The 15691-nt window shown below is 43.3% G+C and carries 16 protein-coding genes and 2 pseudogenes; 11 read left to right on the forward strand and 7 right to left on the reverse strand.

Translation table 11 applies throughout. From position 1 onward, the window contains the following. Positions 1–49 precede the first annotated feature (49 nt). Both QMK20_RS12125 and QMK20_RS12130 read left to right on the forward strand, forming a co-directional pair. Entirely contained in the window at positions 50–721 is a 672-nt protein-coding gene (locus QMK20_RS12125) for a response regulator transcription factor (protein WP_283655908.1), read from the forward strand. After that, positions 718–2124, forward strand: a complete 1407-nt coding sequence (locus QMK20_RS12130) for a HAMP domain-containing sensor histidine kinase (RefSeq protein ID WP_283655909.1) — start codon at positions 718–720, stop codon at positions 2122–2124. The genes QMK20_RS12125 and QMK20_RS12130 overlap by 4 nt, the downstream gene beginning before the upstream one ends. A gap of 62 nt (positions 2125–2186) precedes the next feature. On the opposite strand, the gene QMK20_RS12135 is transcribed toward QMK20_RS12130, so the two are convergent. Continuing rightward, the gene (locus tag QMK20_RS12135) at positions 2187–2798 is read right to left on the reverse strand and encodes an undecaprenyl-diphosphatase (RefSeq protein ID WP_283655910.1); all 612 of its coding nucleotides are present in this window, start codon (positions 2796–2798) and stop codon (positions 2187–2189) included. Between the two features lie 226 nt (positions 2799–3024). Between QMK20_RS12135 and QMK20_RS12140 the strand changes: the two genes are divergently transcribed. The 4 genes from QMK20_RS12140 (at position 3025) to QMK20_RS12155 (ending at position 5130) form a co-directional block, all read left to right on the forward strand. Beyond that, on the forward strand, positions 3025–3744 hold the full coding sequence (locus tag QMK20_RS12140) for a YebC/PmpR family DNA-binding transcriptional regulator (RefSeq protein ID WP_137063841.1): 720 nt from the start codon (positions 3025–3027) through the stop codon (positions 3742–3744). A 290-nt stretch (positions 3745–4034) separates the two neighbouring features. Next, a complete protein-coding gene (locus QMK20_RS12145; RefSeq protein WP_283655911.1) occupies positions 4035–4364 on the forward strand; it encodes a hypothetical protein in 330 nt (109 codons plus the stop codon). 146 nt (positions 4365–4510) lie between these two features. Then, positions 4511–4651: a hypothetical protein gene (locus tag QMK20_RS12150; protein ID WP_283655912.1), complete on the forward strand. Its 141-nt coding sequence runs from the start codon at positions 4511–4513 to the stop codon at positions 4649–4651. Between the two features lie 35 nt (positions 4652–4686). Continuing rightward, positions 4687–5130 (forward strand): Rossmann-fold NAD(P)-binding domain-containing protein, encoded by a 444-nt coding sequence (locus QMK20_RS12155; protein WP_481857730.1) that lies wholly within the window; start codon positions 4687–4689, stop codon positions 5128–5130. 74 nt (positions 5131–5204) lie between these two features. Here the strand turns inward: QMK20_RS12155 and QMK20_RS12160 are convergent, their stop codons facing one another. Together QMK20_RS12160 and QMK20_RS12165 are read right to left on the reverse strand one after the other, a co-directional pair. Continuing rightward, positions 5205–6926 carry a hypothetical protein gene (locus tag QMK20_RS12160; RefSeq protein ID WP_283655914.1) on the reverse strand — a complete coding sequence of 574 codons (1722 nt, stop codon included), beginning with the start codon at positions 6924–6926 and terminating at the stop codon, positions 5205–5207. A 278-nt stretch (positions 6927–7204) separates the two neighbouring features. Beyond that, complete coding sequence (locus QMK20_RS12165; RefSeq protein WP_283655915.1) at positions 7205–8041, reverse strand: COG4705 family protein; 837 nt, start codon at positions 8039–8041, stop codon at positions 7205–7207. Between the two features lie 182 nt (positions 8042–8223). Between QMK20_RS12165 and QMK20_RS12170 the strand changes: the two are divergent. Further along, positions 8224–8616 (forward strand): annotated as a pseudogene (locus QMK20_RS12170) (response regulator transcription factor); the annotation flags it as partial. Between the two features lie 246 nt (positions 8617–8862). Here QMK20_RS12170 and QMK20_RS12175 read toward each other — a convergent pair. The 3 genes and pseudogenes from QMK20_RS12175 to QMK20_RS12185 all read right to left on the reverse strand — a co-directional run bounded on the left by QMK20_RS12175 (position 8863) and on the right by QMK20_RS12185 (position 10723). Next, positions 8863–10056 carry an oxalate decarboxylase family bicupin gene (locus QMK20_RS12175; RefSeq protein WP_283656255.1) on the reverse strand — a complete coding sequence of 398 codons (1194 nt, stop codon included), beginning with the start codon at positions 10054–10056 and terminating at the stop codon, positions 8863–8865. Positions 10057–10225: 169 nt separating this feature from the next. Beyond that, positions 10226–10321: pseudogene (locus QMK20_RS27665) on the reverse strand (Cys-tRNA(Pro) deacylase); the annotation flags it as partial. Positions 10322–10366: 45 nt separating this feature from the next. Beyond that, positions 10367–10723, reverse strand: a complete 357-nt coding sequence (locus QMK20_RS12185; RefSeq protein WP_283655916.1) for a ribosomal protein L7/L12 — start codon at positions 10721–10723, stop codon at positions 10367–10369. 382 nt (positions 10724–11105) lie between these two features. Here QMK20_RS12185 and QMK20_RS12190 point away from each other — a divergent pair, with 382 nt between their 5' ends. Genes QMK20_RS12190 through QMK20_RS12200 form a run of 3 tightly spaced genes read left to right on the forward strand, consistent with a single transcriptional unit; the run spans position 11106 to position 13276 of the window. Then, complete coding sequence (locus QMK20_RS12190) at positions 11106–12014, forward strand: ROK family protein (RefSeq protein ID WP_283656256.1); 909 nt, start codon at positions 11106–11108, stop codon at positions 12012–12014. 44 nt (positions 12015–12058) lie between these two features. Further along, complete coding sequence (locus tag QMK20_RS12195; RefSeq protein WP_283655917.1) at positions 12059–12658, forward strand: DUF1349 domain-containing protein; 600 nt, start codon at positions 12059–12061, stop codon at positions 12656–12658. 15 nt (positions 12659–12673) lie between these two features. Next, complete coding sequence (locus tag QMK20_RS12200) at positions 12674–13276, forward strand: sugar O-acetyltransferase (protein WP_283656257.1); 603 nt, start codon at positions 12674–12676, stop codon at positions 13274–13276. A gap of 98 nt (positions 13277–13374) precedes the next feature. Here the strand turns inward: QMK20_RS12200 and QMK20_RS12205 are convergent, their stop codons facing one another. Next, positions 13375–14082 carry a helix-turn-helix domain-containing protein gene (locus QMK20_RS12205; protein WP_283655918.1) on the reverse strand — a complete coding sequence of 236 codons (708 nt, stop codon included), beginning with the start codon at positions 14080–14082 and terminating at the stop codon, positions 13375–13377. A 237-nt stretch (positions 14083–14319) separates the two neighbouring features. Here QMK20_RS12205 and QMK20_RS12210 point away from each other — a divergent pair, with 237 nt between their 5' ends. Next, positions 14320–15537 carry a MalY/PatB family protein gene (locus QMK20_RS12210; RefSeq protein ID WP_283655919.1) on the forward strand — a complete coding sequence of 406 codons (1218 nt, stop codon included), beginning with the start codon at positions 14320–14322 and terminating at the stop codon, positions 15535–15537. Positions 15538–15691 lie beyond the last annotated feature (154 nt).

A 15691-nucleotide genomic window follows, 5' to 3' on the forward strand; every position in this document is an offset into this window, starting at 1 on the left:
TAAAACAAGCATACTAGGAGAAGTCGCCCCGAGCATAGAAAGGATAGCTATGAAGAAGATACTGCTGATCGAGGATGAGAAAAATTTGGCCCGTTTCATTGAACTGGAACTAAAGCATGAATCTTACGAGGTAACTGTTAATTATGAAGGGCGGAAGGGGCTGGAGTCTGCATTAAGCAAGGAATGGGATATCATCCTGCTGGATTTAATGCTCCCAGGCCTCAACGGAATCGAAGTATGCCGACGGATTCGCAAAACGAAACAAACTCCAATCATTATGCTGACCGCCAGAGACGGTGTGATGGACAAAGTGATGGGGCTGGACAGCGGGGCAGATGATTATATCCCTAAGCCTTTTGCTATTGAAGAGTTGCTGGCACGGATGCGTTCTTTGCTGCGACGCAGTGGCTCTGTGGAAGATACCAATCAAATTATCTACAATGGACTGGTACTGGACAGCGAGGCCCGCATTTTGACCAAAGACCAGCAGATTATTGAATTGACGAAGCGTGAATTTGATCTGCTGTCCATATTAATGCAGAATATTGGGCGCGTCATGACCCGGGAGAGGCTAATGGAACTCATATGGGGCTATGATTCAGAGGTGGAAACGAATGTCGTAGATGTGTATATTCGTTACCTGCGAAGCAAAATCGACGAGCCTGGGGAACCGAGCTTTATTCAGACACTACGCGGATTGGGGTATGTGATCCGAAAATGACAACGTTAAAATCCATATTCTCCCGGCTGCCCATTCGTTGGAAAATGGCGGTGTGGTCTTCGTTGCTGCTATGTATTTTGTTTGTTTTGTACAACGGTGTCCAATACTTTACGATTAACCAATGGATGGTCAGTGAGGGAGAAGTGAGCATCCGCAAGAGTATGAATGAAATCCAAAGTTTTTTTCAGGTAAAACAAATGTCCGCACAGGAAATCGTGAACAGTCGACGATTTATTGAGGATATGAATGATCCGCATCAAATGATTCGTATTTTGAACGAGCAAGGAACCCCGCTATTGAGCGTCAGCGACGAGATGCCTGAGGATTGGTTTCCGCCGCAAACGGCGCAAAGCACCCGTATTATGACTGCTTGGCATCTGGAGGATCAGGTTTTGATCATGCGAAGTCCGCTGAATTCAGGTGGTTTTACGGGAACAATTGAAATTATCAATAATATGGAAAATTTAGAGAAGGTGAGTGACAAAATAAAAGGTGTCATGATTGTGGGCGGTATAGGTGCTATTGTTTTAAGCGCCCTAGGAGGAATTTTTCTTTCACGCCAGTTAATTCGGCCGATTCAGTCCATGACGGATACGATGACAAGAATACGGAAAAAAGGGCTGCATGAGGAACGTGTCCAAGTATCCGATAACAATGACGAGCTGTCAAATCTGGGAAGAGTGTTTAATGGGCTGATTGATCAGTTGGAGCGTTCTTTCCTACAGCAAAAGCAGTTTGTTGAGGATGCCTCCCATGAATTACGTACACCCATTTCGATTATTGAAGGCCATATCTCCTTATTAAACCGTTGGGGCAAACACGATCCGGCTATATTGGATGAGTCGCTCAGTGTGTCCGTTCAGGAGCTTGAACGTTTGAAAGGGATTGTAAACGATCTTCTGGAGTTGACGCGGGCCGAATCGGGAACTTCTGAACAGAATGTGCCTGCAATAGATATCCGTCACACCGTTCAGTATACGCTCACCAATTTTGCCATGCTGCATCCTGATATGATATTCCGAGAGGAACTGACTCCCCTCGAAAAGGTGCAGATTCACATCACGCCTCAGCATCTGGAACAACTGTTACTGATCGTGCTGGATAACGCCGTTAAATATTCTGGCTCTTCGAAAGAAATCCTTGTAACGGGGACGCTGGAACGAAATGAGGTTTATATTCATATTACCGATTACGGAATCGGAATTCCGGCGGAGGACTTGCCATATTTATTCGACCGATTTTATCGGGTGGATAAGGCCAGAAGCCGCGAGCAGGGCGGGACAGGTTTGGGCCTTGCGATAGCCAAGCAGCTGGTCAAGCGATATAACGGTGACATCAGAGTAAGCAGTATTGAACATATAGGGGCAACTGTAACGCTTTGTTTTCGGGCGTACAGGGTCTGAACATATTGGATAAATTAAAGAAGCCCATAAACCATATCGATGGTTTATGGGCTTAATCACACTCAAGCATCCTCAGATTGAGGTTTTGTCGTTTTGTTCCAAATTTTATATTCTATTTTTTCGTACAGTTTCAGGCACGAGTCTGCCAGTTGCTGAGGACGTTTGAAACGCAGGAGCAGATATTGGGTACTAACTGCACACAAGGTGCCAATCAGTGCACCAGCCGCAATATCTGACGGGTAATGAACGCCAGCCCAGATACGGGAAAAACCGATAAGTAAAGCTGCGGCGAGCCACAACAATCTAAACCTCTTACCGTACAGCCAAAACGTGGCCGCCAGCGCAAAAGCTCCAATGGCATGGTCGCTCGGGAAGGAGGCATTGGCCGGGTGCTTGATTAGCTGAATGACGGCGTGGGCGACGAAGGGACGATCCCGGTACACAAGATGTCCGATAATAAAGCTGATCCCCATGCCCAGACATACGGATACCACAGCCGATATGATCATTTTCCGGTTGAGTTTATTTCTTGAAAACCAGTACAGGAGCAAGCCCAAGGCGAATACATATTGGGCATCTTCGGCGAAAAAACGCATCAGCCCATTCAAAACAGAAAAGCTATTCGCTTGTTCATTAATGAAGTGGAGAATCTGATAGTCCAGGTTAGATAACATATTAGAGATTACTCCTTTTCTTATATGATTCAAAAGTTGAAAGTAATATGATCATAACTCTTGAACATGGGAGCACCTTTAGATGAAAATTAGAATTTCATGAGAAAAGGAGATATTTTTATCACTAAATCCTTTGAACTTGTTCAAGCGTCCTTTAGGAGATATAATATACAAGGATATAATGAATACCGTTGTGTATATTCATATAGAAAGAGAGCGGGATATTATGGGACGTAAGTGGAACAATATTAAAGAAAAAAAGGCATCCAAGGATGCTAATACGAGTCGTATATATGCTAAATTTGGCGTAGAAATCTATGTAGCAGCCAAACAGGGCGAGCCTGATCCTGAATCCAATCGGGTTTTAAGAGTCGTACTAGAACGTGCAAAAACGTACAATGTACCGAAAGCCATCATTGACCGGGCTATTGAAAAAGCAAAAGGTGCCGGGGATGAAAACTATGTTGAGCTTCGCTATGAAGGCTTCGGACCGAATGGTTCCATGGTCATTGTAGATGCACTCACCAATAACGTAAACCGTACGGCATCTGATGTGCGCTCTGCTTTTACTAAAAATGGCGGCAGTCTGGGTGTAAGCGGATCTGTAGCCTATATGTTTGATTCAACGGCGGTTATTGGTCTGGTAGGTAAAACCGCAGATGAAGTGTTGGAGCTGTTGATGGAGGCAGATGTAGAGGTACGTGACATCATCGAAGAAGATGAAGCAGTTATCGTATACGCAGAGCCTGACCAATTCCATGCTGTACAGGAAGCTTTCAAGCAGGCGGGAGTTACAGAATTTACAGTGGCCGAACTTACCATGCTTGCCCAAAATGATATTACACTTCCAGAAGATGCACAGCTTCAATTTGACAAATTGATTGATGCATTAGAAGATTTGGAGGATGTTCAGCAGGTTTACCACAACGTAGACTCTGAGGAATAATTACTTCAGGATTTTGCAAAATCCTCACTTATAAGTAACATAAACATCGTATTCCGATACGGTGTTTTTTGCGTAAATACAGCTATTTCTGTGTAATTGGGCAACGGGCCTATGTTTGGATAAAAAAATATTTTTTCTTGACTGATTAGTCTGATAAAAATATGATCATAGGCACCTACGGAACGAAATATGATTTGTTCTTTTCGGCTATTCAGCTCTATATAGGTGACAAAACCGAAGCCGTAGTTCATCTTCTAAGTCAACCAGGGAGCATTAAGGAAGCCATAACGATGATTTTTAATGAATCTGTCAGGGTTTTGACGGATCCCAAGCTATCCAAGGAATGCTTTATTATGAACAGTGCTATTGAACAGGTTCCGCATCATCATGAAATCAAAGTTTTTATATCTGCGAATACAGAAAGGCTTGAGCTTGCTTTCTACAACGCCTTGGTCCGCGCTCAAAAAGAGGGAGAGCTTCATTCTACGGAGTCTGAGCTATTGTCAATCGCCAGATTTCTAAATCATGCCCGGCTATCGTTGACATTTACCGCCAAGACAGCCGCAAGCCCTGAGGTGCTTAAAGATGTCGTGCGTACGACGCTGTCGATTTTGGATTGATTTTTATGAACGCTTTATAGCGTTTATTTTTTAATCATTTTAGACTGATTAGTCAAAATTTTTTTGAATATTCTAGACTGTTTAGTCTGAAAAATTCGTTTTCGATAAGGAGAAATGTAGATAAAGTTTATTTGGTTGTGCCTGTAATGGACATAAATCCTGCCAAGGTCATGATTCCTTTTATTGAAAAAGCCATTCATGAAGGCGTGAAAAGGTTCGTGCTTCTGGGTAGCGCATCTGTCCCTGCGGATGACCCGGTATTCGGGCCAGTGCATCAAGCCCTTTAGCTCCTGAGTGGACAGTATTACAGCCATCCTATTTTATGCAGAACTTTACCGAAGGTCAGCATGTAAGCACCATCAAAAACATCGGTACGATTTATAGTGCGACAGGGGATGGGAGAGTGGGTTTCGTCAGCGCAGATGACATTGCAGAAGTGGGGGTAAGAGCCCTGATTGACGATAAGCCTCATAACACAGCTCATGTGATCACTGGGCCTCATTCGTTGACATATGGTGAAGTTGCCCAGTTGATCAGCCATGTTATAGGAAAAACGATTCAGCATATCTCGCTGTCTGACGAAGAACTGAAAGTTGGCATGATTCAGGCAGGTATACCTGCGAACTACGCTGCCATGCTGGCGGGATTGGATAGAAGGATACGTGAAAACGGAAGTGAAGACCAAGTGTCCGATATCGTGGAGCGTGTCACTGGGCGCAGCCCGATCTCATTTGATCAGTTTGTGCAAACCCACGTAGGCACCTGAAAGTAAATGTAGGGGCGTCTCAAACAGATTTGATAGCCTGGTTGAGACGCCCTTGTCAGTTGGCGACAGACACTTTACATAATGCTTGATGTTACCTTCCAGTTATTGAAATCATAGGTCCGCCTCTCTCTATCATGAACCAAATCGAGTTTATTTCCATTATAATTCTGATGCATCCACGGATCATCCAGCAGAGGCCAATTAGCATAATTGACTTCTGCACCCTGAATTTTACGTGAGGTGGCATATACGATTTCCATCTCTTTACCTGTTAATCCTTTGTAATAGACCCGGGGATTGGTATCGTTAACACCGCTGAAATCCACTACGGTTTTCGTCAGCACAGCCTCAGCAAAGCAGTCAAGCTCTCTAATGCAAGAACCGCCTGCGTAGTCCATAAGAGGTGCTGTTTCAACGATGACCGCATTTTTTGCCCCGTCACTCCGCAACGCTCTCTGATAACCTCCGTATTTCCACGATTCCGTGTCATAAGGCCAATCGTAAGGTTGTGCCGTCCTGACAGCCATCAGCATTTTACCTGTATGGAAGAATATCCAGCCGTTCCTATTGAATGGGTCCTGTTCGATCGTTGCTTTGATTCCGTTATATGAAACAGGGCCGTCGATCCATGTATTTGAATTTGTGATATTGTATACCGTAATGAGTGCACCGTCGTCCTGAAGCACTTCCTCCATATTCGTTCCGCCAATCCAATATTCCGAGTTGGACGGATTCAAGTTAATCGACTCACTGAAGTGTTGCTTCATGAAGAACGTATTTGGTTCGTCACTGTATGTATCTCCCACCCATTTGATGCCCCAACGATGAAGCTGGTTTTGTGCGAGCCGATTGTCCTTTTGACTGAATACGGCGTAATCCGGGGTGATGTAGCTTGTCTTATACGGTTTGTTACTGTTTCTAGGCATCCGTTCCTTATGTGTGTAAGTTGTAGAACGGGCTGTCGCTATACTCTTGAAAATGTCTGGTAACTCGTAGTTTGCAACCGTAAATGGAATCGTGGTAAATTTCAGATTGGTTTCATTGCCGAGATATATCGGCTTACGACTGTCTCCAAACAACATCCACAGTAGCACTGCACTCTCATCAAGTGTATATCCCGGCTCTTGCTGCGCATTATATGTTCTGGCCTGACTGGTCACCCAGTACCCATGCAGCCACTCCCCTACGATACTGGCAAAATACCACTCCAACGTCAGTTTGGCCATATTCCGCAATGTCGCATCTTTCAAGTGTTCGGTAATGAACAATAGCGGTCCTACATGATGGATAAAATATGTTGGGGAGTCGTATTCAAAGTACCCCTGTTTTGTAATTGTGGGAAGTTCGGACAGCAGATAACTTCTGGCGATGGTAGCATAATTCACCGGATAATCTGGCCATTCTTCCGCTCCGACAACCCCGACTGCCGCATACATGAGCCGTTGATTTTCTGTATTTCCCGACAGAGCCGTCCCATCGGCATTCAAAATGTTAAAACTGAGCATTTTTGCTTTTACTTTATCCTTTAATGCGGGTGTGTAATACTCTTTATACTTCATATAAGCTTCCATTACGTTAATTCCCCAGAACATGTCTTTGTTCCGATCCAGATGAATGTTGACGTAGGCAAGTCCAGTGCTGATATCTCCTTTGGAAAATTGCGCCATAGCCGCATAACCACCGACCTTTCGCCCCTGATCATACTCACTGTAAGGGTAGCCCAATGCTGCTACATCGTCGATTACGATCTGTTTACGCTCCTGTAGTGAGCCTGTTAAAATCTCATTTTTAAACATAATTACAGCCACTCTCCTGATAATGGAATAATAACGCAAAAATAGTATAAATTTAACGATGTGAGAGAAAGAAAAACCTGAACATAAATTTGGTTGGGATTTGCGGATTATAATTGTTAGGAGATATTATTTGTTGTAATTATAAGGCATTTGGTTATTAATTTCAATATTTTTACTATATTTTCATTGTGAAAATATAGCATTAGAGTCAAGATGCAATCTACCCGGGATTATTCCGGCTACGTCCCGGGTACGTTTTCTTCTATGCTTTTAGCTGATTATGATGATGGTTGGGTTTGATCTATTCCGGATTTCGCCAGATAGATCACCAAGGTTAGAATAGTTACGAGAAAAATCACACTGGTTCCAGCCGTGCCGAGGCCGAGCCCGCCATCAGCATGAGATTGTGACAGATAATCCCCAAGTGAAGCGCCGAGAGGCCGGGTCACAATGTACGCCATCCAGAAGGACCACACGGCATTGAATTTAAACCGATAGCCGGCAATCGTTACGATACCAATCAGTGAAGCAAACATAAGCGCTGACCTCCAGTAACCTAAGTCAAGGCCCTCTGATATAAGATCACCAGCTGCTGTACCCAAGGCAAAGGTAAAGAATATCGTTGCCCAGTAGAATATTTCACGCTTGGTCGTGTAAATAGAATGAATGGATAATGTTTTCTCGCTCCCATACCAAAGTGTAAAAGTCACCAGGAGAGCAAGGGCAAAGACAGTCGTGGTAACTTGCAGCGAGATCCCTATGTAATCCACAAGGTTATCTGAGACAAGCGTGCCCACAACACTGATGAGAGTCACCACGAGCCAGTAGATTCCAGGTATATATTTGCGCGACCTAAACTGAAATAGAAGTGTGACGAGTAAGAGAACAACCATGACCACAGTTGTACGAGTCAAGCCCCAATGCAAATTAAAGTTAAGAAAGTCGGCAGCGGTTTCTCCCACGGTCGTCGTCATAATCTTAATAATCCAAAAGAAAATGGTGACCTCCGGCACCTTGTTTAGCATTTTCCGGATTATGGATATGTTCGTCGTCTCCTCCGTGGAAATGGAGAGACTTTCGATTTTCATGTTCTGATCCTGTTCCTCTTTTTTCATTCATAATCCTCCTCATGTTCTGGGGAACCTATTTAGATACTTGTCCCTCCTGAACAATGTACATAAAGAACATGAAACGATAGTGAGAAATACATGTGAAAAAACATAGAACATTTAAGCTTAGATTAGAAACTGATTAGGAATGAGGAATTTCAATGTATTCAATGCTCCATCTAGGGGGAGGAATTGAAGCAACCCGTGACATCATAGACGCTATACCGGATTGCAAGGTTGTCATTCTGACCATATTCGATCAGGAGGATTATGTGTATGATGGCATCCGTGCGGGAGCAATCGGGTATTTACTAAAGGACGCGGCACCTGATGAACTTGTAGATGCGGTTCGGGCACCAGATCAGATATCAGTTACTATGCCGCCTGAACCTTTTACAGATAGGGAACTGGAAGTTTTGCAACAGATGGCTTACGGATTACGTAACGAAGAGATCGCCGCCAGGCTTTATATCGGTGAGAGCACGGTTAAGACACATGTTCATCGAATTCTTCAAAAATGCGCGGTCGAAGACCGCACGCAAGCGGTTGTATTTGCCATTCGTAACGGAATTGTAAAGTAGATAAACACGGGATGAGTTTGATTTTATACAGTATATGATTAGGGGAGGGATTAGTCAGCCCCAGTCATAATGCTACAAAGATATAGGCTGCCGGCTAAAGTCGGAGCCTATATCTTTGTATGCTAAATAGCTATGGATAACGAATAACGGTACAGGGATTATATTCACATCAGATAGCAGTAAGAAATGCATGAGGATATGCTTTTTTTCTGAGAGCACAGACAAGATGCACGTTCACCGGATTCTTCAGAGTTCATCCTTTGGATAAAAAGAATAACCGGGATACTTGACGACAGGCCATTTTGCCTTCCGCAATTTAGAGGTCACATCGGCACCAACATTTAAATTGCTCTGAATGAGCTCTGTGGGGGTAAGAGCCATCCATTGGTTCAGGGAAACATCAGCGAAACGGTCACTTTTAAACATTTCAAGAAACCATAGCGTGCTCGAGCCTGTATTTTGGATGTAATGACCGTAAGCAAAAGGCACATATCCAACATCCCCGGCTCTGAAATCAAATGTACGCGCCGCGCCATTTCCGCCAAAAACAGTCATTCGGCCTTGCCCGGTAAGATAGTATTGCCATTCGTCATTATTGGGATGCCAGTGCATTTCCCGCATGGCTCCAGGCTCAATCTCAACCAGAGCAGCTGCGATCGTTTGGGATATCGGAAAATTGGAAGAATCGACGATTCGTACGCTTCCACCCGGCGTTTTGATGGGGGGCTGAGCGAGTAATTCATGCTTAAAGGATTGAGGTATCGTACCATAGGGAGAGGAAACCGCTTGGCTTTGAAGAGAGCCGGGAACGGCATCCTGATAAATGTATACTTGTTCTTGAGGAATGGACGAAAAATCAGCTTCAGGAACGCCGAAATTGGCAGACAGTACATCTTTTGGAGTATGTGCAAACCAATCGGAGATGGATAATGTGTTCAGATCAGAAAAGCTGCCGTCATCAAAAACCAGCAAAAATTCGCAGCCTTCCTCAAGACCTTGTATAGAGTGTGGAATGCCAGGTGGGAAATACCAGAGATCACCAGGACCCACATCAGCAATAAAATTCCGACCATTTTGGTCGACGGCTGTAATACGGGCACTCCCCAACAGCATATAAGACCATTCCGCCTGCTGGTGCCAATGAAGTTCGCGTACGCCGCCCGGTGTCAAACTCATGTTCACGCCGGCAAGGGTTGTGGCAATGGGGAGCTCCCTTGCGGTAACTTCTCTTGACCATCCACCGTGATTCAACTGCATATGGGCATCTGAAAAAGAAAACCTCATGTTCGGAATGAGTCCATTATCTGTTACGGGTGGAACCAGCATGTCGGGATTTTGCAAATCCCTCATCACATCCCGGGGACCCTTGTCGATGCCTCCAGCACCGTCACTTCTGATGGGCTGGGGCACTCTGGCATTTTTCGAGCAATCATTATGCATCATTTGATCTTCCTCTCCAAGTTGAAGCTTCATCAATCTTAGAATAAGAGAAAATCCGCATAAAGATTTTATGAACTCTTGGAGGGTTTTATGCTTTCTGAGTCAGATTCGTAAACTGGGTATCCATGAGCTGAGCTAAATCCTGCGGACTTAATTCCAGTTGGGTTCCAATTTTCCCGACTACGTTCATACCATCTATTTTTACATCCTGATGATCATAACTCAGGATTTTGTAGTTTACATTCTGTCCATCCAATATTCGCATCGCATTTGTTGCAAATATACCTCGGCGGAATCATTCTACTCTCACTTAGAGCCGTTCCAGGTCATCTACATAGTCCTTTGCTTCCTTTAAAGAGAGGTCTCTAGCTACTCTTAGCTCTTTTATCGCCTGAATCTTTTTGCCTTCTCTAATCAGCAGGAGCAGCCTTTCATTGATATCCTCCGAAACTGCTGCGTTTAGCACATGTGGTGGCGCGGTAGCGGTTGTGCCTGACAGCGATATTCCCGACATTCCAGAACGATTCTCCGACATTCCAGAACGATTCTCAAGACGCTCTACATCGGATTTCAAGTCATTAAGCCGAGCTTGCAAGCTATAGACTTTGATCAAAAGTATGACGGAGATGATCAGCGCGATCAATGCTATAAATTCCATAGTTTCCACTAAAGTTCCCCCTTTTTCACTTGATTTTATCCCAGAGATGCCACACTGGAATCTGCTCAATATAAATAGTATAGCATGATGATTTACGTTATATTATCTGGAATCGCTGAATTTACGTGAGTACGGAGTGGGGAATATTCTTGAACCCGTTGCTACTCCCAATCCATGGAAGGCTACGAATTGACTTTTTACAGACAGAGCGTTATATTACAGCTTATTGTAATGCTTTTAATAAGTGCCGGAAAAGGAGAGGATTCAAATACTGCCAGTCTCCAATAATGCAATCCGAGTCAAACAAATTAATGTGGAGTTAGTCAAAAATACATTGAAGTCTCTTGAATATGCCACCAAATCGTCCATAGCGAGCATAACAGGACTCAGTGTGGCTACCTGCGGTAATATTCTGAAAGAGCTTCTTCAAACCGGGGAAGTGTTAGAGACAGAGCTGGAGGAATCCAACGGTGGACGCCCGGCAAGGCGGTATAGATATAACGCCGATTATTCCTATATTCTCTGTTTACATGTGAAAACAGAAGGCGGAGTGCATACTCTCACTTATGCGGTTGCCAATTTGCTGGGCGAAATCATTGTAGAGAAGACCTCGATTGTGCCTTATATTGATTATGAGGTCATAGAGAACCAAATTGGAGAACTCATTAACATCTATGGAAATGTCAAAGCGGTTGGCATTGGTATTCCCGGGGTTGTACATCAAGGGGTTATCGGTGTGTGTGATATCGATCCGCTCATAGGAATTCCTCTGGGTCCGCAGCTTCACAATAAATACGGACTGGAAATCACCATTGAAAATGATATGCATTTAACAGTCTATGGATTTTATAAAATGCAAAATTATGATGAGGACAAAACCTTTGCCATTGTTGCTTTTCCCAAGGATAACTTTCCGGGAGCCGGCTTTATTGTCGATGGACACTTATTAAAAGGAAATACTAAATTTGCAGGCGAAGTTTCCTTTTTACCCTTTGATATGACAAGAGAAGAACAGCTCAAGCAGATAAAAAGTGCTCAGGGATTCGTTCCACTGGCTATAAAGACGATCACTTCCATTATTGCTGTTATTGATCCTGTAGCTATCGCTTTGACCGGAGAATTATCCAAGCCTGCTGTATTGAACGATATTTATACTGGCTGTCTTAAGGATATACCAGCAGAGCATATGCCTGAGATTTTTGTGAAAAACGATACGTATGATGAATACATGAACGGGTTGATTTCGGTGACTCTTGAAAGTCTGACATACAATTTGAAATTGGTAGAAAAAAGAAAATAGAGAGATGATATACATCTATAATTCCGGAGAGGATGATATCTATTATGAAAAAAACATTATTATGGGAAACGGGAACATGGACCAATGCTCCATTGTCAACTTGTCAAGATGGCGACACCCTCAAGGTGACAGCCAAAGAGGGAAGTGACTTCTGGAAAAACACATTATACGGATTTGATCGCAGCAGCGGACATGCTTTATTGGCAAATTGGGAAGATTCTGAGGCCATAGAGGTCACATTTCAGCTTGCATCCTTTAATGAACTCTATGACCAGGCTGGAATTATGCTGTATCAAGGACCTGAGCAATGGATTAAAGCGGGGATTGAAATCAATGACAATATTCCCCAATTGGCTGTCGTGGTAACTAACGGTTATTCAGATTGGTCATTGTCCGCTGTGCCGGATTGGGTCGGTGAGGAAGTGACCTTGCGCGCTTCGCGGATGAACGATGCAGTGATTATCCGTGCCCGGACAGAAGCCCACGGCTGGCGCACAGTGCGTGTGGCGCCTTTTCCTTATAAATCTGCAAAACAAGCTGGTCCTTTTTTATGTTCGCCAACTCGTGTCGGCTTTGAGGTTACCTTTACACGCTGGGTAACTACAATGCCGGATGCCGATCTTCATATAGATCCACCTATGTAAAGGAACATTCTTATGATGAAAAATCAGAGTGAAAAAGAAAAAATGTTGGCGGGTAAGCCCTATAAAGGGATGAGCGAGGAGCTTCTGAATGATCGGCAATACGCTAAGGAAGTATTGTTTGACTTCAATACTCTGCGTCCTAGAGAAATAGAAAAACGCAACGAACTGCTGAAGCAGATATTAGGTAAAACGGGCGAGACCTTTTTTATTGAACCTCCATTTCGTTGTGATTATGGATACAATATTACGTTGGGTGAGAATTTCTACTCCAATTATAATTTTACAGTATTGGACTGTGCTCCAATTACGTTTGGAGATCATGTATTGCTCGGGCCAAATGTCAGCATCTATGCAGTGAACCATCCCACACATCATGAATTGAGAGTTCAAGAGTATGAATATGCACTCCCGGTAACCATCGGAAACAATGTATGGATTGGTGGAGGCGCAATTATTAATATGGGAGTAAGTATTGGAGACAATACCATTATAGGTTCTGGAAGTGTGGTAACTAAGGATATACCAGCCAATGTAATAGCCGTTGGAAATCCATGTAGAGTACTGCGTGAAATTACAGATAAGGATAAGAAGCAATTTGCTCATTTGGACTACAACTAGATTTCATAACAACTATCAGCTCACCTAAAGGAGGCTGTCCCGTTCGCCATTTTTGTGGCCTTTGGGATAGCCTTTTTTTATATTTCAGGATTTTGCAATCAGGTCACAGCGAGCATATTGTATATTTTCATGGTTCGCACATCATCTTTGGAAATTTTAAGCTCATGAATTAGCTCGGGAGTTTCTGGTATGGGTGTTCTCGAAAAAAGCATTTTTAAAGCAATCGGCATAAAGGGACGGAAGGAAACGCCGGACATGAGACCCCACTTCTGCTCAGATTCCAGGAAAGAAGCCAGAATATTGATGGTCAGATTTTCGAGAGGGGTAGCCTGATTTTTGAGCATAAGGGTGGTCAGTGTGTCATAGTGCTCCGTATGCCCCCAATATGTATTTTCGCATTCCTGATAATGTTCAAAATTTTTAACATTCATATATAACATCGTCTTATAACGATTGTCATCCGGCTGCGCCAGCATGTCCACTACACATCTTACCAGCTTATTAATTCGTCCATCATAAAAATAAGAATAAAACCGGGTGGAATTCTTGAAAAAAGTGGAGGGAAGTGTGTTAATCAACGTGGAGGGCTGTCTCGGTTCGATATAGAGAAGCTGCTCTACCTGAACGTTTAACGCTTTTGCAATGCTGTACAAGATGACGAGATCAATGGTAATATCGCCACTCTCATATTTGGATAACGTAGCTTTACTTTTGTAAATCATGTCTGCCAGTTGTTGAACGGTCAATCCCTTAATTTTGCGGAAGCTTCTGATTTTTTTACCCACTTCTTGATTGATAGTATGCATTGTTCACTCTCCCAATATGTTTCCTGAGAATATTACAAATGATGATTTTGTATACGTTTCGCTATATTCATAATAATTATACCATTTCATAAGCAATTTTAGTATTCTGACGAAACAAAAATGATGATTTGTTTCATATGAATAGATTTTATTGTGTTTGAGTCAATGGAGAGCTGTATGCCATAATGAATCCATTCATGAGAAGCAGGGACGGAAACAGGAAGGGGAACAAAAAGCGTGAAGTATGATTTTGATGAGGTTATTGACCGTAGAGGAACCAACGCCATGAACACTGACGGCTTCCGGGAGTATATTTTTAAGGCGGAGGGTGATATGGTCTTTCCTTATAAGGATGATGAATTTATTCGCATGTGGATCGCTGACATGGAGTTTGCCACACCTCCTGAGATTATTGAAGCCATCAAGGAACGGCTGGATAAACGAATTTTTGGCTATAGCCAGGTGTTTGATCCTAACTATTACCTTGCTGTGGTCGGCTGGACGCAGCGGTATTATAACTGGACTTTTTCAGAGGAGCAGCTGGTTACTTCACCAGGGATCATTCCTGCTCTCTATGAGCTGGCTGAATACATTTGCAAGTCGGATGAAAAAGTACTGATCCTTACCCCATCCTATGCCTTCTTCAAGGCTGCGGCGGATTATAACGGCTTGGAACTGGTGTGTTCAGAACTAATCAATCAAGAGGGGCATTATACGATTAATTATGAAGACCTGGAAGCGAAAGCTAGAGATGAAAAGGTGTCTGTATGCATTTTCTGTAATCCGCATAATCCATCTGGCCGTGTATGGACCAAGGAAGAGTTACAGAGAGTAGGGAAGATTTGTCTTGAAAATGAGGTCTGGATTATATCGGATGAAATACACTGCGATTTGTTGAGGAACGGGCAAGTTCACACCCCGATGGCCAAACTTTTCCCGGACTCAGATCGGATTATCACTTGTATGGCTCCTAGTAAAACCTTTAATATGGCCGGGCTGATGTTTTCGAATGTCATCATTCCCAATGAAACGCTCAGGGGAACCTGGAAAGCGCGTCATTACGGCTTTAAAAATCCGCTTAGTATTGTCGCAACACAAGCTGCATACCTGCATGGAGATGAGTGGCTGCGGCAATTAAAAAATTATTTGGACGAGAATTTTATATTTACCAAGCAATATTTGAACCGTTACTTGCCAGAAGCTATATTCCATATTCCAGAGGCGACTTATCTGGCATGGGTTGATATCAGCGCCTATGTACCAAAAGAAGAGAATTTACCTTTGTTTTTTGCCAATCATGCCGGAGTTTTGTTGGAAGACGGGAAGATGTTTGTTGCCAACGCTGAGGGATACATTCGTCTGAATCTGGCTTGTCCGAGGTCCATGCTGGAAGAGGGCCTAAGAAGAATATGCAAGGTGTTAACAGAAAATCCATTAATACTTAATCTCACCTAATTCCTTATTAATATATAGATATGTATGGATCATTCCAAAATATTCGATCCCCATAGAAACGATAAAATCGTATCCATGAAAAGAGCCGTCCTCAAATCGATCGAGGGCGGCCTTTATACGTGTACATCATAAATAGTTCTTCATTTCCTGCCCA

Origin of the sequence: Paenibacillus sp. RC334, from assembly GCF_030034735.1 — a bacterium.
GTDB classification, from domain to species: domain Bacteria; phylum Bacillota; class Bacilli; order Paenibacillales; family Paenibacillaceae; genus Paenibacillus; species Paenibacillus terrae_A.